The following is a 19,504-nucleotide window of genomic DNA, read 5'->3' as shown; positions in this document are numbered from 1 at the left end:
TCAGGTACGCTCCGTCTTGCTCAGCCACATGTCACGCATCGAGCCGTCCTTGATCTGCATCGGATAGACGTGCTCGGTCCGGTCGACCGCGATGTCGATGAACACCAGGCGGTCCTTCATCGCGAAAGCCTCTTCCAGCTTCGGCTTGAGGTCTTTCAGGCTGGTGATGCGGATGCCCACATGGCCATAGGCCTCGGCCAGCTTGACGAAGTCCGGCAGCGACTCGACGTAGGAGTGCGAGTGGCGACCGTTGTAGGCCATGTCCTGCCATTGGCGGACCATGCCCAGCACACCGTTGTTCAGGTTGACGATCTTCACCGGCAGGCCGTACTGCATGCAGGTGGACAGCTCCTGGATGTTCATCTGGATGCTGCCTTCACCGGTAACGCAGGCCACGTCCTGGTCGGGGAAGTTGAGCTTGACGCCCATGGCCGCCGGGAAACCGAAGCCCATGGTGCCCAGGCCACCGGAGTTGATCCAGCGGTTGGGTTTGTTGAAGCGGTAGTACTGCGCCGCGAACATCTGGTGCTGGCCCACGTCGGAGGTGACGAAGGCATCGCCGTTGGTCACTTCGCACAGGGTCTCGATCACCTGTTGCGGTTTGATGAGGTTGCCGTCGCCCTTGTCGTAGGGGAACAGCGCACCGTCGCCGCGCCATTCGTCGATCTGCTTCCACCAGGCATCCAGCGCCGCCTTGTCAGGCTGCTCGCCGATTTCCTTGAGGATGGTGAGCATCTCGCTCAACACGCTCTCGACCGGGCCGACGATCGGCACGTCGGCCTTGATCATCTTGGAGATCGACGCTGGGTCGATGTCGATGTGAATGATCTTGGCGTTCGGGCAGAACTTGGCCGGGCCGTTGACCACGCGGTCGTCGAAACGCGCACCGACGGCGAAGATCACGTCGGCGTGGTGCATGGCCATGTTGGCGGTGTAGCTGCCGTGCATGCCGAGCATGCCGAGGAACTGGCGATCGGTGCCCGGGAAGCCTCCGAGGCCCATCAGGGTGTTGGTGACCGGCAGGTTCAGCGTCCTGGCGATTTCGGTGAGGGCTTCGGAGCCGCCGCCGAGGATCACGCCACCGCCGGAGTAGACGATCGGGCGCTTGGCCGCCAGGAGCATCTCGGCCGCCTTGCGGATCTGCCCGGAGTGACCACGAACAGCCGGGCTATACGAACGCAGCTTGACCTTTTTCGGGTAGATGTACTCGAACTTCTCGGCCGGGTTGGTCATATCTTTTGGAATGTCGACCACTACCGGGCCGGGACGGCCGGACTGCGCAAGATAGAAGGCTTTTTTCAGGACTTCGGGGATTTCCGAAGCGTGCTTGATCATGAAGCTGTGCTTCACGATCGGCCGGGAGATACCGATCATGTCGGTTTCCTGGAACGCGTCGGTGCCGACCATGGTGCTGGGCACCTGGCCAGACAGGATGACCATCGGAATGGAATCCATGTAGGCGGTGGCAATGCCGGTGATGGCATTGGTCGCGCCCGGGCCGGAAGTCACCAGTACCACGCCGGCCTTGCCGGTGGCACGGGCGTAACCGTCCGCCATATGGGTGGCAGCCTGCTCGTGGCGGACCAGGATGTGCTGGACTTCCGGTTCCTTGAACAGGGCATCGTAAACATGAAGGAGAGCACCACCAGGGTACCCGTAGATGTGCTTAACGCCTTCGTCACGCAAGAAGCGGACGACCATCTCAGCGCCAGATAAAAGCTCCACGTTGTTCACCTCTAAAACGCCAGAATACCGCCCTCACTGAGCGGGTCTTAATAGGTTTACTGCCAAGCAGAGCATGAGCGAACGTCAGCACTGACTGAGCAAGTATTGGGAGTGCCCTGGTGTGTTGCGGGCCTTCCCACCCAGCGCGAGGTAACGCGTTGCGGGGTGTTACAAGTCGGCGCGGGTGTGCGCCTCATGATCTGCTTAGCGGGTCTGCTTCTGGCAGTCCCTCTACAGCGGAATCTGGATTCTTGTGATTCGGCGCGCACAAGTCAAGAAAAATTATTGCCAATTTTTCCGCAAGATGAATTGCTGCAACCACTAAAAAGGTGCTCAGCAGCAGATTTAAGAAGATTTCCATAAAAAAGGGCCACAATCTGCGGCCCTTGATGGAAAAAGAGAAGAAATCAGGCGGAGGGGCTGATCAATTGGTCGAATTCTGCCAACAGGCGCCGTAGCTCGCGGCTTTGTTCCGGACGGTCGACAAACACCGTCTCGGCCATCACCAGGATGCCCGAGGCATTGGGCAGCGGGTGGCCGTGTTCGAGAATGAGCGTCATCCGCGGCAGGAAGATCCACTGCAGCCACTGTTCGAAGGCCATGCTGTCGACGGCGAACGGCACCACGCTGGCCAGCGCCTCGGCGCTGGGTGCGGCATCACTCCACCAGCCCTGGACCTTGAGCTCGCGCTCGATCAGCAGCAGATGGTCGGCGATATCGAGTATGCGCTGTTCCATCACAGGTTGACCCGCGCCTTCTGCCGCGCCAGGGCCGCGCCGGCACTGTCACCCTGCTTCTCGCGAGCCTGGGCGATGGTGTTCCACAGCTGCGCCTGCAGGTCGGGGCGACCATTGGCGTAGGTCAGGGCGCGCCGCGCCAGTTGCTCGGACTGCGCGGCGTCGCCCTGCGACAGGCGCACCTGGGCCAGGCGGAACAGCACCTGCGGCTCACGCGGGGCGATGCGCTGGGCACGCTCCAGGCTCGACGCGGCGCCGTTGAAGTCGCCACTGCCCTGCTGCTGCTGGGCGGTGGTCAGCAGCGCCAGCACCGGGCCGTCGAGCTGTTCGTCGGCGGACAGGCCGCCGCCGGAGACGTTGCCCCGCGGAATCCCGGTGGGCGCGCTGGTGACCGGTGCCGGATTGCTCATCGAGGCGATGTCGAAGGGCTCGTCGGCGATCGGGTTGGGGTTGGTGCTGATCGGGCCGCTGCTGACCGGACCCGGGGTGATCGGCCCGGTGCTGATCGGTGCCGAGCCGGTACCTGCCGGGAACGACTGGATCGGCGCGCCGCCGGTCCCTTGCGGGATCATCACGGTGACGCCGGAGTCTTCCGGCAACGACCGGGCCTGGCTGCTGCCGCCGCTGGTCGGATAGGCCGACGTGCGGTTGGCCGAGACGCGCTCGCTGTTGGAGACCCGGGTGCTCGAATCGACCACCGGAATGTTGCCACGCGGGACGCTGGCACAGCCGTGCAGCACGGTCACTGCCGCCACGGCAGGAATCCACCACTTGTTCACTTCACACCCTCTTCAGAAGCTCGCGCTCAATTCATCCAGCCCTTGACCCAGTCCATCACCTCTTCGGCCGGGTTCTGCTCGCCACCACAGGTGGCGCCAGCGGGTGGTTCACTGCCACGAATATACGGCATCTGCACCGCTCCCGGACAGCTGCCGTCGGAACCCTGGCCGCTGTAAGGATCGATCCAGGCCTGCACCACGTTGTCCGGCTGCGGCATGTCCAGCGGCAGCGGGTCGGCCTTCTTCATGAAGCTGGTCCACACCTGCAGCGCGCCGGTGGCACCGGTGAACGGCGTCTTGCCGTTGTCGTCGCGGCCCAGCCAGACCACCGCCAGCAGGTCCTGGCTGAAGCCGGAGAACCAGCTGTCGCGCGAGTCGTTGCTGGTGCCGGTCTTGCCCGCCAGGGTCAACGAACTTGGCAGCACGCTGTACACCGAACGACCAGTGCCTTCGCGCATTACCCGCTGCATGGCGTTCTGCACCAGGTAGATCGAGCCCGGGTCGAAGGTCTGCTGGATCTGGAACGGGTAGCGCTTGAGCGGCTCGCCTTCGGCGGTGAGCACGCTGCGGATACCGCGCATCGGCGTGTTGAAGCCGCCGTTGGCGATGGTCTGGTACATGGTCGCCACCTGCATCGGCGACATGCCGCCGGCGCCCAGCAGCATCGACGGGAACGCCGGCCAGTCGACCTGCACGCCAAGCCGACCGATGGTCTTGATCACGTTGGGCACGCCCACTTCCAGGCCGAGCTTGGCGGTCGACAGGTTGTAGGAGTTGGCCAGGCCCTGGTACAGGTAGATGGTGCCGTGCGGGCGGCGATCGTAGTTCTGCGGACGCCACACCTGGCCATCGGCGCCCTTGACCGAGAACGGCTCGTCCTGCACCCAGCTGGTCAGGGTGAACTTGCTCGGTTGCTCCAGCGCGGTCAGGTAGACCGCCGGTTTGACCAGCGAGCCGATCGGCCGCACCGCATCGATGGCGCGGTTGAAGCCGGCGAAGCCCGACTGGCGGCTGCCGATCAGCGCCTGCACCTCACCGGTTTCGGGGTTGGTGACGACCATCGCCGACTCCACTTCGTCGGCGCCCTTGCGCCCGGCCAGGCGCTTGAAGGTCTCGCTCATGGCGGTCTCGGCCTTCATCTGCAGGATCGGGTCGAAACTGGTGAAGATGCGCAGGCCTTCTTCGGTCAGGTCTTCGTCGCGGTAATCCTGGCGCAGCTGGCGCTTGACCAGGTCGAGGAAGGCCGGGAACGAGCTGTCGGCCAGGCTGCCGCGCTTGGTCACGCCCAGCGGCATCTTCTTCGCTGCATCGACCACCTCCTGGGTGGCCACGCCCTGCTCGGCGAGCAGGTCGAGCACCAGGTTGCGCCGTTGCAGGGCGCGCTCGGGGTGACGGCGTGGGTTGTAGTAGGACGGGCCCTTGACCATGCCCACCAGCAAGGCGATCTGGTGCAGCTTGAGTTCCTGCAGCGGCTGGCTGAAGAAGAACTGGCTGGCAAGGCCGAAGCCGTGCACCGCGCGCTGGCCGTCCTGGCCGATGAACACTTCGTTCAGATAGGCCTCGAGGATTTCACGCTTGTCATAGTGCACTTCCAGCAGCACCGACATCATCGCTTCGGTCAGCTTGCGACTGAGACTGCGCTCGTTGGTGAGGAAGAAGTTCTTCACCAACTGCTGGGTCAGGGTACTGCCGCCCTGGCGCATGGCGCCCGAAGAGGTGTTGACCCAGACGGCCCGGGCAATGGACTTGGGCGACACGCCGAAATGGCTGTAGAAGTCGCGGTCTTCGGTGGCGATCAGGGTTTCCACCAGGTACGGCGGCACCTGGTCGATCTTGATCAGGATGCGGTCTTCGAGGTTCTTCGGGTAGATGCCGCCGATCATCAACGGCTCGAGGCGCACCACGTCGAGCTTGCCGCCATTGGCGCCGCTGAGGCCCGCGACATAGTCGCCGGAGAAGCGCACGCGCACGAACTGCGCCGGCTCCATGCCCTCGTAGAACTGGAAACCACGGGTGTTGAGGTCGACGTTGTTGCCATTGACCGACGCGGCGCCCGGGCCATTGGCCACGCCTTCCCGGCGATAGCCCAGGGCATCGAGTTCGGTGAGGAAGTCGTTCTTGCTCAGCTTCTGGCCGACGAACAGCTCCAGCGGCCGGGCATACACCTTGGCCGGGATGGTCCAGCGCTTGCCGGAGAACTTCTCCTGGACGGTCGCATCGAGGTAAACCGCGAAGCCGGCGATCACCACCAGGCCGACCAGGCTGAGCTTGAGTGCCCAGCCCAGCCAGGCGCGGGCGCGGCCGGTCGGGCGTTTTTTAGAGGTGCGGGAATTTCGGGTACGTGTCATGGCGGCGGATTATACGCACTTTGGAAAAGGGGGGCAGACGCCTACGGCGGTTTGCAGGGACGGCACCATTGACCATAATGTCCGATTCGAATTCCCTGACCCCTGAAGGATGATCCGTGAGCCAAGCCCTGATCAGCGCGCTGCAGAACCCCGCCCTCTATCCGCACCCTGTCGCGGGCTTCCAGCTCATCGAGACGCATATCTCCTGGGTTCTGCTCACCGGCGAGTACGCCTACAAGATCAAGAAGCCGATGAACTTCGGCTTCCTCGACTTCACCGGCCTTGACCAGCGCGGGCATTTTTGTAACGAAGAGCTGCGGCTGAACCAGCGCCTGACCGAAGGCCTGTACCTGGAAGTGCTGCCGATCACCGGCAGCGTCGAGGCCCCGCAGATCGGCGGCGAAGGCCCGGCGATCGAGTACGCGCTGAAGATGCGCCAGTTCCCCCAGGACCAGATGCTCAGCACCCTGCAGGCCAACGGCGAGCTGAACGCCGGTCACATCGACCAGATGGCCCGGCAGATCGCCGAGTTCCACCTGCAGGCGCCGAAAGTGCCAGTCGACCATCCGTTGGGCACCCCGGACGCGGTCATGGCGCCGGTGGAGCAGAACTTCGAGCAGATCCGCCCGTTCCTGACCGACAAGGCCGACCTGCAGCAACTGGACAACCTGCAGGCCTGGGCCCAGGACAGCTTCAAGCGCCTGCATGGTCTGCTCGAGGCGCGCAAGACCGATGGTTTCATCCGTGAGTGCCACGGCGACATCCACCTGGGCAACGCCACCCTGATCGACGGCAAGGTGGTGATCTTCGACTGCATCGAGTTCAACGAGCCGTTCCGCCTGACCGACGTCTACGCCGACGTCGGCTTCCTGGCCATGGACCTCGAGGACCGCGGCCTGAAGTGCCTGTCGCGACGCTTCATCAGCCAGTACCTGGAGCTGACCGGTGACTACGAAGGTCTGGAGCTGCTGAACTTCTACAAGGCCTACCGCGCCCTGGTGCGGGCCAAGGTCGCGCTGTTCAGCCTGTCGCCCGACGCCGACGGTGTGCAGCGCGCCACCACCCTGCGCACCTACCGCAACTACGCCAACCTGGCCGAAAGCTACAGCGCCATTCCCTCGCGCCTGCTGGCCATTACCGAGGGCGTTTCGGCGGTGGGCAAGAGCCACGTGGCCATGCGCCTGGTCGAAGCGCTGGGCGCAATCCGGGTGCGTTCGGATGTCGAGCGCAAGCGCCTGTTTGGAAAGCAATCGGCAGACAACGCCGGCCAGCTCGAGGCAGGCATCTACGACAAGGAGGCCAGCGTTGCCACCTACAAGCGCCTGCATGAGCTGGCGGCGATCATCCTGCGCGCCGGCTTCCCGGTGGTGCTCGACGCCACCTACCTCAAGCAGCAGCAGCGCAAGGCGGCGGCGGACGTGGCCAACAAGACCGGCGCGCCATTCCTGATTCTCGACTGCCAGGCGCCCGACGCGGTGATCGCCAGCTGGCTGGCCCAGCGCCAGGCCGAAGCCATCGACCCTTCGGACGCCACCCTGGAAGTGATCCAGGCGCAGCAAGCCAGCCGCGACCCGCTGGATGCCGAGGAGCAGCAGCACAGCAAGCGCGTGAACACCCAGGAAAGCGCCAGCATGGACCAACTGATCGAGCAGATCCGCCAACGCCTGCCCGGCCTTTGAGCCGCAAGGCGTGAAGCAGTCGACAGTTCACGCCTGAAGTCCGGCGCCCCTCCAGTGATGTCATTACAATATCATCACACCCCACGGAGGAGGCGCCGCCATGAATCAGCCCCGTCAGCTGGACAACGTCCTGTACTCGATGATCCGCGACGAGAAGATCGCGGCGTTCAACCGCGAGAAGCCCAGCGATTCGACTATCGACTTTCGAGGCGGTGATTTCCGCGGCCTGGATCTGCGCGACCTGGACGTACGCGGCATCGACTTCACCGACGCGTACTTTCGCGCTGCCGACCTGCGCGGGCTCGACCTGCGCGAGAACGGCCTGGAGGGCGCCAGCCTCGCCCATGCGCAGATCTCCGGGACCTACTTCCCGGCTGAGCTCAGCGCCGACGAGATCCTGATGTCGGTGAAGTTCGGGACGCGGATGCGTTATCGCAGCGCTCGCTGAGCACTTGTTACCGACCTGACGCTGCGAGAGCAACTGTCTTGCCCAAATGCCTCAAGCTGGCGCGATCCCTGTGGGAGCGGGCTTGCCCGCGAACACCGGCAAAGCCGGTGCCACACACCGCAGCGCCTGCTTCGCGGGTAAACCCGCTCCCACAGGGGCCCGCACAGCTTGTGATCGACCGCCAGGCAGCATCCCGTCGCCGACAGATGGCAAAAGGCCGCGCATTTTCCAACCCCCGCTACACTCCTCAGTGACCTGCTCGCGATTTATCCCCACGACCCGTTCAGCCATCGCAAGGAGGCTCGATGAACGATGAATTGCAGCATCTGAAAAACCTTGGCAAGACCTCCGCGCAATGGCTGCACGCCGTCGGTATCCACAGTGCTTCGGACCTGCGCCGGCTTGGCGCGGTGGGTGCCTATCAAGCCGTGAGAACGCGAGGATTCCGGGCTTCGAAGGTGTTGTTGTACGCCATCGAGGGGGCCCTGCTGGACATGCACTGGAACGACCTGCCGGCCGAACGCAAGCAAGCGCTGAACCAACAGCTCGACGCGAAATGCCCGTCACAGAAAAACGAAAAATAATTGGAAAAGGCATTGACTCCGAAATGAGAATCGTTATGATTATCACAACTGGTCGCGAGACCGGTTGGGTAACCTGAATGCTCCCTGGTTCGGACGCTCAGATTATCTCCTCATCAGGCTAATCACGGTTATTGACCCGGCACTTTGCCGGGTCTTTTTTTGCCCGCGATTCAGTGCGCCTTGCGCAGTTGGGCGCAGTAGTCCTGCTCCGGCGTCGCCGGGGTGTACCAGACATAATCGGCCATGCCCGGCTCGACCGCCTCCCCCACTTCCGTCAGCAACAGCACCTTGCCCTCGGCCTTGGCGTCGAGGTCGGCCAGATGCAGGGGCACGCCCAGGTCCTTGCGCGCATGGTAGCTGCCGGTGAGCAGCAGTGCCGGTTGCGGCGCGGCCAGCAGCCGCTCGGCGATGCGTCGGTCGCGCTGCTGCTGCACCGCCAGCATCGCCGGCAGTTGGTTTTCCGGCAGCAGGTTGCAGTGGCCGGCGCGCACCTGTGCCAGCAGCGCCTGCACCACGGCCGGCGCATTGGAGCGCTCGCCCGAGGGTGTCGCTGGCTGGCGATAGGCTTGGCGGACCTCCTCCGGCGACAGGTTAGCGGCCAGCAGCGGGTAAGGTTGGCCCAGGGCCTCGCGGACGATCGGCCCGTACAGCGCCCAGTCCCAGCCGGATTGCCAGTCGAGGGCCTTGGGCAGGTCGGCTGGCGGCGACGCCTTGCCCTTCTGCGCATCGACCAAGGCCTGCTGCTGCGGCTCAAGCATTTCCAGCAGCAGGCTGCCCTGCGGCCGGCGGCTCTCCAGGGCGCGCAGCAACCAGAGCTGCAGGCGGTGATGGTCGGGGTTGTCGTGCTTTTCACCCACCAGTACCCGTGGCGCATCGGCCAGGCGCTGGACCAACTGCCAGGGGCTCAGTGCCTGGCCGCTGGACAACTCGATGATCTGCCCCAATTGGGCGCTGTCGCGGCCCTCGATACCCTGCCAGGCCGGCACGGGTGGCAGGCTCGCCTGGCAACCTCCCAGCGCCAGCGCCAGGCAGATGGACAGGCCGGACAGCACAGGATGGCGCATGGTGAAAGGCTCCTAGCGAGTGATGATCAGCGGGTGGCCGCGCTCCGGGTGAGGCTGGACCAGGACATCGATACCAAATATCGCCCGCAGCGCCGCCGGTGTCAGCACCTGCTGCGGGGTGTCCAGGGCGTGGCAGCGGCCCTGCTCCAGCAGCAGGATATGGTCACAGTAGCGCGCCGCCAGGTTCAGGTCATGCAGGATCACCAGCACCGCCGCGCCACGGTCGGCGAAGCTGCGCACCGCCTGCAGCGTGGTGTGCTGGTGCAGCGGGTCGAGCGCGGAGGTGGGCTCGTCGAGCAGCAGCGTGGTACCCGGCTCGCCGGGCCACAGCTGGGCCAGCACCCGCGCCAGGTGCACGCGCTGGCGTTCGCCGCCGGACAGCGCCAGGTAGCTGCGCTCGACCAGGTGCCCCGCATCCGCCGCCGCCAGCGCCGCCTCGACGATCTCCCGGTCACGCTGACGGCCACTGGCATGAGGTAGGCGACCGAGGCCGACCACCTCCTCGACACTGAACGCGAAGCCCAGGCTGGACACCTGCGGCAACACTGCCAGCCGGCGGGCCCGTTCCTGGCCCGACCAGCCCTCCAGACCGCGGCCATCGAGCTGCACCTGCCCGGCGCTGGGCGCCAGTTCGCCACACAGGGCGCCCAGCAGGCTGCTTTTGCCAGCGCCGTTGGGCCCGAGCACGCCGAGAACCTGCCCGGGCCGCAGCGTCAGGTTGATGTCGTGCAGCACCTGGCTACCACCGCGCTTGAGGGACAGCCCTTGGACGTCGAGCATCAGCTACGTACCTTCACCAGCAGGAACAGGAAGAATGGCGCCCCGATGAAGGCGGTGACGATGCCGATCGGCAATTCCGCCGGGGCCAGGGCCAGACGCGCAATCAGGTCGGCGAACAGCAGCAGGGTACCGCCCGCCAGCAGCGACGCCGGCAACAGCACCCGGTGATCCGGCCCCGCCACCAGGCGCACCAGGTGCGGCACCACCAGGCCGATAAAGCCGATCAGGCCGGCAGCGGCAACCGCCGCCCCCACGCCCAGCGCGGTGCAGAACACCAGTTCGCGCTTGAGCGCTTCGACCTCGATGCCCAGGTGTCGGGCTTCCGACTCGCCCAGCAGCAAGGCGTTGAGCGCCTGCGCCCGGCGCGGCAGCCACAGGGCCACGGCCGCCGCCACCAGCAGCAAGGGCCATAGCCGCTCGTAGCTGGCACCGTTTAGGCTGCCCAGGTTCCAGAACGTCAGGGTGCGCAGGGTGGCGTCGTCGGCCAGGTAGGTGAACAGGCCCACCGCCGAGCCGCCCAGCGCGGTCATGGCGATGCCGGCCAGGAGCATGGTCGCCACATTGGTCTGGCCGTCACGCCGCCCCAGGCGGTAGACCATCGCCGTCACGCCCAGCCCACCGACGAAGGCGCAGAGCGACAGCAGGTAAGGCGCGAACCAGTCGGCAATGCCCCCCAGCCAACTGCCGCCGACGATCGCCACCGCCGCGCCCAGGGCAGCGCCACTGGCGACGCCGACCAGGCCCGGATCGGCCAGCGGGTTGCGGAACAGCCCCTGCATCGCCACGCCGGACAACGCCAGCACGGCACCGACCGCCAACCCCAGCAAGGTGCGCGGCAGGCGGATCTGGCCGAGGATCATCTCGGCCTGCTCCAGGCCTTCGCCGGATACCGGCAAGCCGATCAGGCGCAAACCGGCGCGCAGGGTGTCGAGCAGCGGCAGGCTGACCGGGCCCAGCGCCAGCGATAGCCAGACCGCGAGCAGGCACAGCAGCGCCAGGGTAATGAACAAGGTACGTGGTCGAATCCGCTGCCTCATGGGTTGAAACTGGCCTTGGCGGCAGGGTAGAAGCTGGCGGCCAGCTCATGCAGGGTGGCGGGCAGGCGCGGGCCCAGGCCGCCGACCAGCAGCGTCGGGTCGAGCGACAGCAGGCGTTTGTCGCGCACCGCGCGCGAAGTCGCCAGGGCCGGGTTTTCCTTGATCAGCGCCTGCAGGGCCTGCTCGCCGCTGAGGGCCCGGTCGGAGAACACCACCACGTCCGGATTCAGCGCGGCGAGGGCCTCCACCGAGAAGTTCTTGTAGCCCTGGTGATCGGCGAGGTTGCGCCCTCCCGCCTGGCGCAGCACCCAGTCCCCGGCGGTGCCCTGCCCGGCGATCATCGGCTTGGCGCCGGCATGGCCGACCAGCAGCAGGACACCGGGCGCCTTGTGCCCGGCCTGGGCCTGCTCGACCTGCTTGTGCAGCGCCTCCAGTTGCCGGCGATAGTCCGCCGCCAGCGCCTCGGCCTTCTGCTCGTCACCCAGCAACGCTCCCAAATGCTTGAGGTTCTCGTCCACCGCGCCGACCTCGGCCTTGCTGGAGAACAGCTCGACCCGCACCCCGGCCTTGCGGATCTGCGCCAGCACCGGCGGTGGTCCCATCTCCTCGGTACCCACCAGCACATCGGGGCGCAGGCTGAGGATGCCCTCGGCCGACAACTGGCGCTGGTAACCGATGCTGGGCAGCGCCTTGAGCGACTCGGGGTGCTGGCTGGTGGTGTCGACACCGACCAGCCGCTGCTCGCCGCCCAGGGCGCTGATCCACTCGCTCAGGGCGCCACCGGCGCTGACCCAGCGCTGCGGCAGCTCGGCGGCCATGGTTTGGGCGGACAGGGCAAGACCGGCGCACAGGGCAATCAAGGCAGCGGGACGGCGCATCATCGGATTCCTTTGCAGAGGGCGGGCAGCACACCTTGTGGCGGGCGGCACAAGTGCGCACCATAGACAGCCTGGCGCGACGAATGCGGGCAATTTGATAATTATTCGCATTGAAGCGTCAAGCCATCCCTTTGTCACACGGCTTAACCGGAAACTCCGCTGCAATGCATTTTCTCTGCGCCTCCAACGACCTCGCCGAGGGCCACAGCCGCGCCTTCAGCGTAGCCGGCGTGCCGCTGTTCGGCGTGCGCCGCCAGGGCAAGGTCCACCTCTACCGCAACCGCTGCCCGCACCGGGGCATCCCGCTGAACTGGGCAGCGGACAACTTTCTCGACGACAGCGCGAGCCTGATCCAGTGCGCCCATCACGGGGCCCAGTTCCTGATAGAAAGCGGCGAATGCATCACTGGCCCCTGCGCGGGCGAATGGCTGGAGGCCCTGGACTGCCGGGAAGACAGCCAGGGCATCTGGCTCACGGAGTGAGCAGCACCGGCAGCGGACGGTCGATGACCAGTTGCTGCGCATCCAGCCGGGTGCCGTAGGCCAGTACCTCGACCCCTTGCGCCACGGCGGCGCGCAGGGCCTGGGCATAGGCGGCGTCGATCTCCTCGGCAGGGCGAACGGCCTCGATACCGGTCAGGTTCACGCAATACAGCTGCACCGCGCGGATACCCTGGCGCGCCAGAGTGGCCAGCTCGCGCAGGTGCTTGGCGCCGCGCTGGGTGACAGCGTCGGGGAAGGCCGCCACCGGCGTGTCGGGGTAACCCAGGGTTACGCTCTTGACCTCGACATAGGCGTGGGTGCCGTCGGCATACTCCAGATAAAAGTCGATCCGGCTGCGCTCCTCGCCATAGGCCACCTCACGCTTGAGCGTGGTGAAGCCAGTCAGTTCGCTGATCACCCCGGCGCGCAGCGCCTCTTCCACCAAGGCGTTGGCACGCCCGGTATTGACGCAGGCCAGGCGGCCCTGGGGCGTTTCGCTGATCTCCCAGGTACCGGGCAACTTGCGCTTGGGGTCGTTGGAGCGGCTGAACCACACTTGTCCGCCCTCGCGCATGCAGTTGAGCATTGAGCCGGTGTTGGGGCAATGAATGGTGATCTGCTCACCACTGGCCAGCTCGATGTCGGCCAGGAAGCGTTTATAGCGGCGCAGCAGGCGCGCCTGTTCCAGGGGCGGAAACTGCATCGGTCAGCCCTGCCAGCTCTGCAGGCCACGGGCGATGCGCTGTACCGCCTCTTCCAGGCGCGGCAGGCTCTGGGTATAGGCGAAACGCACATGGTGACTGGCCTGGTGCCGGCCGAAGTCCAGACCCGGGGTGAATGCCAGGTGCTCGGTTTCCAGGAAGTGCCGGCAGAACGCGAAGGCATCGCCGCCGAACGCGCTGATATCGGCATACAGATAGAAGGCCCCCTGCGGCTCCACGGCGATGCCGAAGCCCAGCCCGCGCAATGCCGGCAGCAGATAGTCGCGCCGACGGGCGAACTCGGCGCGGCGCTCTTCGAGGATGGCCAGGGTTTGCGGCTCGAAGCACGCCAGCGCGGCGTGCTGGGCCATGCTCGGGGCACTGATGTAGAGGTTCTGCGCCAGCTTTTCCAGGTCTGCCACCGCCGACGGCGGGGCCACCAGCCAGCCCAGGCGCCAGCCGGTCATGCCGAAATATTTGGAAAAACTGTTCAGGACGAATGCCTCATCGTCCACTTCCAGCACGCTCGGCGCATCCATGCCGTAGGTGAGGCCGTGGTAGATCTCGTCCACCACCAGATGCCCGTGACGCTCGCGGGTGGCCCTGGAAAGGCTGGCCAGCTCGTCGCGGTCGAGCACGGTGCCGGTCGGGTTGGCCGGTGAGGCGACCAGGGCGCCGACAGTGTCCTTGTCCCAATGACGCTCGACCAGATCAGCGGTCAGCTGATAATTGACGTCCGGGCCCACCGGCACCAGCTGCGCGCCACCTTCGACCAGGCGCAGGAAATGCCGGTTGCACGGATACCCCGGGTCGGCCAGCAGCCAATGCTTGCCCGGATCGACCAGCAGGCTGCTGGCCAGCAGCAGGGCGCCGGAGCCGCCAGGGGTGATGAGCACGCGCTCCGGATCGAGGTCCACACCGTAACGCTGGCCATAGAACCCGGCAATCGCCTCGCGCAGTTGCGGCAGGCCACGGGCCGCCGTGTAGCGGGTGTGCCCGGCGGCCAGGGCGGCCTGGCCTGCGGCGACGATCGGCGCGGCGGTGGTGAAGTCCGGCTCGCCGATCTCGAGGTGGATCACGTCGTGGCCCGCGGCCTGCAGCTCGTTGGCACGGGCCAGCAGGGCCATGACGTGGAAGGGTTCGATGGCGCGACTGCGCGCACTGTGTGGCTGAGCCATGGGCCTTCTCTCAATTGGGTCTAAACTGGTGATTCTACCTGTGCACGCCAACGAACGCGCCGGTCAAGCCGCTGTCAAAAGCAGGCATAGGGCGGGGTAGCGCACCCCGGATCTATCTGGTAAGTTCGGCGGCTCGCAGTCGCAGGGCCGGCGGGCGCCGGAGATGGAAGCAAGCCTGCGCATTGGATCAGATGAGTGAGAGGCGGTCTATTCATGTCCACCGTAGAAAAGCAAAAAGTCCAGACCATGTACGGTGTCGAGCCCTACGTAGAGGCCAAAGGTGAAGAGTACATGGGCGAGCCCATGAAGAAGCACTTCATCAAGCTGCTCAGCGCCTGGAAAGGCGAGCTGATGGTCAGCGTGGATCGCACCGTGGACCACATGAAGGACGAAGCAGCCAACTTCCCCGACCCGGCGGACCGTGCCAGCCAGGAAGAAGAATTCGCCCTGGAGCTGCGCAACCGCGATCGCGAGCGCAAGCTGATCAAGAAGATCGACAAGACCCTCGACAAGATCAAGGCCGACGAGTACGGCTGGTGCGACTCCTGCGGCATCGAGATCGGCCTGCGCCGCCTCGAGGCCCGTCCGACCGCCGACCTGTGCTTCGACTGCAAGGAAATTGCAGAGAAGAAGGAAAAGACTGTCGGTAAAGGCTGATCCCGGACCCTCGCAGACGGGGCGTATCGGTTGTGGAAGCGGGCTTGCCCGCTTTCTACGACGGGTACGCCCCGTCTTCATTTATATAGCTGTGCAATCCATGAACGACTCCCGCTACATCGGCCGCTTCGCCCCCACCCCCAGTGGCTTCCTGCACTTCGGCTCGCTGGTCGCCGCCCTCGCCTCCTGGCTTGACGCCCGCGCCGTGAACGGCCGCTGGCTGCTGCGCATGGAAGATACCGACCCGCCCCGGGAGATGCCCGGCGCCCGTGACGCGATCCTGCAGACGCTGGAGCGCTACGGGCTGGAGTGGGACGGCGAGGTGGTGTTCCAGAGCCAGCGCCACGATGCCTATGCCGCGGTGGTCGACCGCCTGTTCAACATGGGCCTGGCCTATGCCTGCAGCTGCTCGCGCAAGCAGCTGGAAGGGCACAACGGCATCTACCCAGGCTTTTGCCGCAACGCCGGGCACGCCCGCGAAGGCGCGGCGATCCGCCTGCGGGTGCCGGAGCTGATCTATCGATTCAGCGATCGGGTCCAGGGCACGTTCGAGCAGCACCTGGGCCGCGAGGTGGGCGACTTCGTCATCCAGCGTCGCGACGGGCTGTATGCCTACCAGCTGGCGGTGGTGCTGGACGATGCCTGGCAGGGGGTTACCGATATCGTGCGCGGCGCCGACCTGCTGGACAACACGCCGCGCCAGCTGTACCTGCAGGAGTTGCTGGGGTTCTCGCAGCCGCGTTACCTGCACATTCCATTGATCGTGCAGCCGGACGGGCACAAGCTGGGCAAGTCGTACCGCTCGCCACCGCTGGAGGCGGACCAGGCGACGCCGTTGCTGCTGCGTGCCCTGCGGGCATTGGGGCAGCAGGCCGATCCGGCACTGGCGGGGGCCAGCCCGGCCGAGGTGCTGGCGGTGGCCCGGCAGCAGTGGCGGCCGGAGAATATTGCCCGGCAAATGACAGTGCCCGAAGCTGAATTGCGCTGATGCCCTGGTCCGACCGGCCAACGCGATCCCTGTAGGAGCGGCCTTGTGCCGCGATGGGCTGCAAAGCAGCCCCGGCAATATCTGAGGCAACACTGAAAACCTGGGGCCGCTACGCGCCCCATCGCGGCACAAGGCCGCTCCTACAGGGACCGCGCAAGACAGCAAGCCCTGCGTTTCAGCAAAATCAAAAGCCCAACAAATTCAACCCCTTGGCGAACCGCACCGATTCCCGCTAGCATCGCCCCAGCCATTTGCGCCAATAATAAGTCCAAGCCCGCAGCGCCCAACCCATCGAGGCCAGCATGTACATCTATCGTTTGGTCCTGCTTCTGGTCGTGGGGATCTACCTGTTCTCCCCGGCCATCATGGACTGGTGGATCGAGCCGACCGGAGCCTGGTACCGCCCCTACCTGCTCTGGCTGATCCTGATCGTCGTCACCTTCATCCTGCAGAGCCAACGAGATGCCGATGAGCTTTAGCCTGACCCAGATGATCCTGATCAGCGCCGCCTACCTGCTGGTGCTGTTCGGCGTGGCCTGGATCAGCGAACGCGGGCTGATCCCGCGCGCGGTCATCCGCCACCCCCTGACCTACACCCTGTCGCTGGGCGTCTACGCCAGTGCCTGGGCCTTCTATGGCTCGGTCGGCCTGGCCTACCAATACGGCTACGGCTTCCTCGCCTGTTACCTGGGGGTGTCCGGGGCCTTCCTGCTGGCACCGGTGTTGCTCTACCCGATCCTCAAGATCACCCGCACCTACCAGCTTTCGTCGCTGGCCGACCTGCTGGCGTTTCGCTTTCGCAGCACCTGGGCCGGCGCGCTGACCACCATCTTCATGCTGATTGGCGTGCTGCCGCTGCTGGCCCTGCAGATCCAGGCGGTGGCCGACTCGATCAGCATCCTCACCGGCGAGCCGGTCAAGGCGCGGGTGGCGTTCGCCTTCTGCGTGCTGATCGTGCTGTTCACCATCTTCTTCGGCTCGCGCCATATCGCCACCCGCGAGAAGCATGAAGGCCTGGTGTTCGCCATCGCCTTCGAATCGGTGATCAAGCTACTGGCCCTCGGCGGCGTCGGCCTCTACGCGCTGTACGGCGTGTTCGGTGGGCCACACGGCCTGGAAGTCTGGCTGCTGCAGAACCAGACCGCCCTCGCCGCCCTGCACACGCCGCTGCAGGAAGGGCCGTGGCGCACCCTGCTGCTGGTGTTCTTCGCCTCGGCGATCGTCATGCCGCACATGTACCACATGGCCTTCACCGAGAACCTGAGCCCGCGCTCGCTGGTCAGCGCCAGCTGGGGCCTGCCGCTGTTCCTGCTGCTGATGAGCCTGGCCGTGCCGCTGGTGCTGTGGGCCGGCCTGCGCCTGGGCGCCAGCACCAACCCCGAGTACTTCACCCTGGGCCTGGGCATCGCCGCCAACAACGAAGCGCTGGCGCTGCTGGCCTATGTCGGCGGGCTGTCGGCCGCCAGCGGGCTGATCATCGTCACCACCCTGGCGCTGTCGGGCATGGCCCTGAACCACCTGGTACTGCCGCTGTACCAGCCGCCGGCCGAAGGCAACATCTACCGCTGGCTGAAATGGACCCGCCGGGCGCTGATCGTCGCCATCATCACCGCCGGCTTCATTTTCTACCTGACCCAGAACACCCACCAGAGCCTGGCCAACCTGGGCATCGTCGCCTTCGTCGCCACCCTGCAGTTCCTGCCCGGCGTGCTTTCGGTGCTGTACTGGCCGACCGCCAACCGCCGCGGTTTCATCGCCGGGCTGCTGGCCGGCATGCTGGTGTGGATGGCGACCATGCTGCTGCCGCTGCTGGGCAACCTGCAGGGCTTCTACATCCCGCTGCTGGACATGATCTACGTGCTGGACGACACCAGCTGGCACATGGCGGCCATCGCCTCACTGGCGGCCAACGTCCTGCTGTTTACCCTGATCTCGCTGTTCACCAACGCCAGCAGCGAAGAGGTCAGCGCCGCCGAGGCCTGCGCGGTGGATAACGTGCGTCGCCCGCAGCGCCGCGAGCTGCATGCCGCCTCGCCCCAGGAGTTCGCCACCCAACTGGCCAAGCCGCTGGGCGCCAAGGCCGCACAGAAAGAGGTGGAACAGGCCCTGCGCGACCTCTACCTGCCCTTCGACGAGCGCCGTCCCTACGCCCTGCGCCGCCTGCGCGACCGCATCGAGGCCAACCTCTCCGGCCTGATGGGCCCGAGCGTGGCCCAGGACATGGTCGAGACCTTCCTGCCCTACAAGTCCGGCAACGAGAACTACGTCACCGAGGACATCCACTTCATCGAGAGCCGACTCGAGGATTACCACTCACGCCTGACCGGCCTTGCCGCCGAGCTCGACGCCCTGCGCCGCTACCACCGCCAGACCCTGCAGGAACTGCCCATGGGCGTGTGCTCGCTGGCCAAGGACCAGGAGATCCTGATGTGGAACAAGGCCATGGAGGAGCTCACCGGGATCGCCGCCAAGCACGTGGTCGGTTCGCGCCTGGTGACCATCGGCGAACCCTGGCGCGGCCTGCTGCAAGGTTTCATCAACGTGCCCGACGAGCACCTGCACAAGCAGCGCCTGGCCCTCGATGGCCAGCCACGCTGGCTCAACTTGCACAAGGCGGCCATCGACGAACCGCTGGCCCCGGGCAACAGCGGCCTGGTGCTGCTGGTCGAGGACCTCACCGAGACCCAGGCGCTGGAAGACAAGCTGGTGCACTCCGAACGCCTGGCCAGCATCGGTCGCCTGGCGGCGGGCGTGGCCCACGAGATCGGCAACCCGATCACCGGCATCGCTTGCCTGGCGCAGAACCTGCGCGAGGAACGCGAGGACGACGGCGAGATCATCGAGCTGTCCAGCCAGATCCTCGAGCAGACCAAGCGCGTGTCGCGCATCGTCCAGTCGCTGATGAGCTTCGCCCATGCCGGCGGTAGCCAGCAGAACAGCGAGGAGCCGGTGTGCCTGGCCGAAGTCGCGCAGGACGCCATTGGTCTGCTGGCGTTGAACCGGCGCAATTTCGAAGTACAGTTCTTCAACCTCTGCGACCCGCAACACTGGGTCGAGGGCGACCCGCAGCGCCTGGCCCAGGTGCTGATCAACCTGCTTTCCAACGCCCGCGACGCCTCCCCGCCCGGCAGCGCCGTGCGCGTGCGCAGCGAAGTGAACGAACACACCGTCGACCTGATCGTCGAGGACGAAGGCAGCGGCATCCCGAAAAGCATCATGGACCGCCTCTTCGAACCCTTCTTCACCACCAAGGACCCGGGCGAAGGAACCGGACTGGGGCTCGCTCTGGTCTATTCCATCGTGGAAGAGCATTATGGGCAAATCACCATCGACAGCCCGGCCGACATCGAGCGCCAACGTGGTACCCGGATCCGCGTGACCCTGCCCCGGCATGTCGTAGCGACGTCCCCTGAAATTCGAGACCGTCGAGAGAATTGAA

The 19,504-nt window shown here is 65.7% G+C and carries 18 protein-coding genes; 8 read left to right on the top strand and 10 right to left on the bottom strand.

Annotated elements, in window-relative coordinates; genetic code table 11:
* The 4 genes from PRtIB026_RS06825 to mrcB form a co-directional block, all read right to left on the bottom strand.
* Entirely contained in the window at positions 1 to 1,725 is a 1,725-nt protein-coding gene (locus PRtIB026_RS06825; protein WP_203648059.1) for an acetolactate synthase 3 large subunit, read from the bottom strand.
* Between the two features lie 407 nt (positions 1,726 to 2,132).
* The gene (locus tag PRtIB026_RS06820) at positions 2,133 to 2,465 is read right to left on the bottom strand and encodes a YqcC family protein (protein ID WP_203648060.1); all 333 of its coding nucleotides are present in this window, start codon (positions 2,463 to 2,465) and stop codon (positions 2,133 to 2,135) included.
* A complete protein-coding gene (locus PRtIB026_RS06815; protein ID WP_203648061.1) occupies positions 2,462 to 3,241 on the bottom strand; it encodes a tetratricopeptide repeat protein in 780 nt (259 codons plus the stop codon). The genes PRtIB026_RS06820 and PRtIB026_RS06815 overlap by 4 nt, the downstream gene beginning before the upstream one ends.
* 26 nt (positions 3,242 to 3,267) lie before the next feature.
* Positions 3,268 to 5,589, bottom strand: a complete 2,322-nt coding sequence (gene mrcB / locus PRtIB026_RS06810) for a penicillin-binding protein 1B (RefSeq protein ID WP_203648062.1) — start codon at positions 5,587 to 5,589, stop codon at positions 3,268 to 3,270.
* Between the two features lie 116 nt (positions 5,590 to 5,705).
* On the opposite strand from mrcB, the gene PRtIB026_RS06805 reads away from it, so the two are divergent.
* The 3 genes from PRtIB026_RS06805 (at position 5,706) to PRtIB026_RS06795 (ending at position 8,300) form a co-directional block, all read left to right on the top strand.
* Positions 5,706 to 7,268, top strand: a complete 1,563-nt coding sequence (locus PRtIB026_RS06805; RefSeq protein ID WP_203648063.1) for an AAA family ATPase — start codon at positions 5,706 to 5,708, stop codon at positions 7,266 to 7,268.
* Positions 7,269 to 7,368: 100 nt separating this feature from the next.
* Positions 7,369 to 7,716 (top strand): pentapeptide repeat-containing protein, encoded by a 348-nt coding sequence (locus PRtIB026_RS06800; protein ID WP_062572758.1) that lies wholly within the window; start codon positions 7,369 to 7,371, stop codon positions 7,714 to 7,716.
* Positions 7,717 to 8,021: 305 nt separating this feature from the next.
* Positions 8,022 to 8,300: a TfoX/Sxy family protein gene (locus PRtIB026_RS06795; RefSeq protein ID WP_203648064.1), complete on the top strand. Its 279-nt coding sequence runs from the start codon at positions 8,022 to 8,024 to the stop codon at positions 8,298 to 8,300.
* Positions 8,301 to 8,470: 170 nt separating this feature from the next.
* Here PRtIB026_RS06795 and PRtIB026_RS06790 read toward each other — a convergent pair whose 3' ends face one another.
* From PRtIB026_RS06790 to PRtIB026_RS06775, 4 genes are read right to left on the bottom strand one after another with little or no spacing between them, the layout of a single operon-like run.
* Positions 8,471 to 9,364 (bottom strand): ChaN family lipoprotein, encoded by an 894-nt coding sequence (locus PRtIB026_RS06790; RefSeq protein WP_203648065.1) that lies wholly within the window; start codon positions 9,362 to 9,364, stop codon positions 8,471 to 8,473.
* A gap of 12 nt (positions 9,365 to 9,376) precedes the next feature.
* Positions 9,377 to 10,144: a heme ABC transporter ATP-binding protein gene (locus PRtIB026_RS06785; RefSeq protein ID WP_203648066.1), complete on the bottom strand. Its 768-nt coding sequence runs from the start codon at positions 10,142 to 10,144 to the stop codon at positions 9,377 to 9,379.
* A complete protein-coding gene (locus PRtIB026_RS06780) occupies positions 10,144 to 11,127 on the bottom strand; it encodes a FecCD family ABC transporter permease (protein WP_234560893.1) in 984 nt (327 codons plus the stop codon). Before PRtIB026_RS06780 ends, PRtIB026_RS06785 begins: the two co-directional genes overlap by 1 nt.
* A 50-nt stretch (positions 11,128 to 11,177) precedes the next feature.
* Positions 11,178 to 12,062 carry a heme/hemin ABC transporter substrate-binding protein gene (locus PRtIB026_RS06775; RefSeq protein WP_203648067.1) on the bottom strand — a complete coding sequence of 295 codons (885 nt, stop codon included), beginning with the start codon at positions 12,060 to 12,062 and terminating at the stop codon, positions 11,178 to 11,180.
* A gap of 161 nt (positions 12,063 to 12,223) precedes the next feature.
* Between PRtIB026_RS06775 and PRtIB026_RS06770 the strand changes: the two genes are divergently transcribed.
* Positions 12,224 to 12,541, top strand: coding sequence for a Rieske (2Fe-2S) protein (locus PRtIB026_RS06770; protein WP_203648068.1), 318 nt, complete (start codon positions 12,224 to 12,226; stop codon positions 12,539 to 12,541).
* Here the strand turns inward: PRtIB026_RS06770 and sfsA are convergent.
* The gene (sfsA, locus tag PRtIB026_RS06765; RefSeq protein WP_203648069.1) at positions 12,531 to 13,244 is read right to left on the bottom strand and encodes a DNA/RNA nuclease SfsA; all 714 of its coding nucleotides are present in this window, start codon (positions 13,242 to 13,244) and stop codon (positions 12,531 to 12,533) included. The two genes, PRtIB026_RS06770 and sfsA, sit on opposite strands and share 11 nt — an antisense overlap.
* A gap of 3 nt (positions 13,245 to 13,247) precedes the next feature.
* Entirely contained in the window at positions 13,248 to 14,420 is a 1,173-nt protein-coding gene (locus tag PRtIB026_RS06760; RefSeq protein ID WP_203648070.1) for a pyridoxal phosphate-dependent aminotransferase, read from the bottom strand.
* Positions 14,421 to 14,633: 213 nt separating this feature from the next.
* On the opposite strand from PRtIB026_RS06760, the gene dksA reads away from it, so the two are divergent.
* The 4 genes from dksA to PRtIB026_RS06740 all read left to right on the top strand — a co-directional run bounded on the left by dksA (position 14,634) and on the right by PRtIB026_RS06740 (position 19,503).
* A complete protein-coding gene (gene dksA, locus PRtIB026_RS06755) occupies positions 14,634 to 15,077 on the top strand; it encodes an RNA polymerase-binding protein DksA (RefSeq protein WP_203648071.1) in 444 nt (147 codons plus the stop codon).
* 100 nt (positions 15,078 to 15,177) lie between these two features.
* Complete coding sequence (gene gluQRS / locus PRtIB026_RS06750) at positions 15,178 to 16,065, top strand: tRNA glutamyl-Q(34) synthetase GluQRS (protein WP_203648072.1); 888 nt, start codon at positions 15,178 to 15,180, stop codon at positions 16,063 to 16,065.
* 302 nt (positions 16,066 to 16,367) lie between these two features.
* Positions 16,368 to 16,544 (top strand): hypothetical protein, encoded by a 177-nt coding sequence (locus tag PRtIB026_RS06745; RefSeq protein ID WP_003250005.1) that lies wholly within the window; start codon positions 16,368 to 16,370, stop codon positions 16,542 to 16,544.
* Positions 16,528 to 19,503: a sensor histidine kinase gene (locus PRtIB026_RS06740; RefSeq protein WP_203648073.1), complete on the top strand. Its 2,976-nt coding sequence runs from the start codon at positions 16,528 to 16,530 to the stop codon at positions 19,501 to 19,503. Before PRtIB026_RS06745 ends, PRtIB026_RS06740 begins: the two co-directional genes overlap by 17 nt.
* Position 19,504 lies beyond the last annotated feature (1 nt).

The organism is Pseudomonas sp. RtIB026 (assembly GCF_016861355.2).
GTDB classification, from domain to species: domain Bacteria; phylum Pseudomonadota; class Gammaproteobacteria; order Pseudomonadales; family Pseudomonadaceae; genus Aquipseudomonas; species Aquipseudomonas peradeniyensis.
This window is presented reverse-complemented; position numbering and strand designations above follow the sequence as displayed.

Bases quoted from the DNA above. Each gene is read 5' to 3' on its own strand.
- PRtIB026_RS06770 (WP_203648068.1), top strand. From the start codon at position 12,224: ATGCATTTTCTCTGCGCCTCCAACGACCTCGCCGAGGGCCACAGCCGC.
- PRtIB026_RS06785 (WP_203648066.1), bottom strand. From the start codon at position 10,144: ATGCTCGACGTCCAAGGGCTGTCCCTCAAGCGCGGTGGTAGCCAGGTG.
- sfsA (WP_203648069.1), bottom strand. From the start codon at position 13,244: ATGCAGTTTCCGCCCCTGGAACAGGCGCGCCTGCTGCGCCGCTATAAA.
- dksA (WP_203648071.1), top strand. From the start codon at position 14,634: ATGTCCACCGTAGAAAAGCAAAAAGTCCAGACCATGTACGGTGTCGAG.
- gluQRS (WP_203648072.1), top strand. From the start codon at position 15,178: ATGAACGACTCCCGCTACATCGGCCGCTTCGCCCCCACCCCCAGTGGC.
- PRtIB026_RS06800 (WP_062572758.1), top strand. From the start codon at position 7,369: ATGAATCAGCCCCGTCAGCTGGACAACGTCCTGTACTCGATGATCCGC.
- mrcB (WP_203648062.1), bottom strand. From the start codon at position 5,589: ATGACACGTACCCGAAATTCCCGCACCTCTAAAAAACGCCCGACCGGC.
- PRtIB026_RS06745 (WP_003250005.1), top strand. From the start codon at position 16,368: ATGTACATCTATCGTTTGGTCCTGCTTCTGGTCGTGGGGATCTACCTG.
- PRtIB026_RS06790 (WP_203648065.1), bottom strand. From the start codon at position 9,364: ATGCGCCATCCTGTGCTGTCCGGCCTGTCCATCTGCCTGGCGCTGGCG.
- PRtIB026_RS06740 (WP_203648073.1), top strand. From the start codon at position 16,528: ATGCCGATGAGCTTTAGCCTGACCCAGATGATCCTGATCAGCGCCGCC.
- PRtIB026_RS06795 (WP_203648064.1), top strand. From the start codon at position 8,022: ATGAACGATGAATTGCAGCATCTGAAAAACCTTGGCAAGACCTCCGCG.
- PRtIB026_RS06775 (WP_203648067.1), bottom strand. From the start codon at position 12,062: ATGATGCGCCGTCCCGCTGCCTTGATTGCCCTGTGCGCCGGTCTTGCC.
- PRtIB026_RS06760 (WP_203648070.1), bottom strand. From the start codon at position 14,420: ATGGCTCAGCCACACAGTGCGCGCAGTCGCGCCATCGAACCCTTCCAC.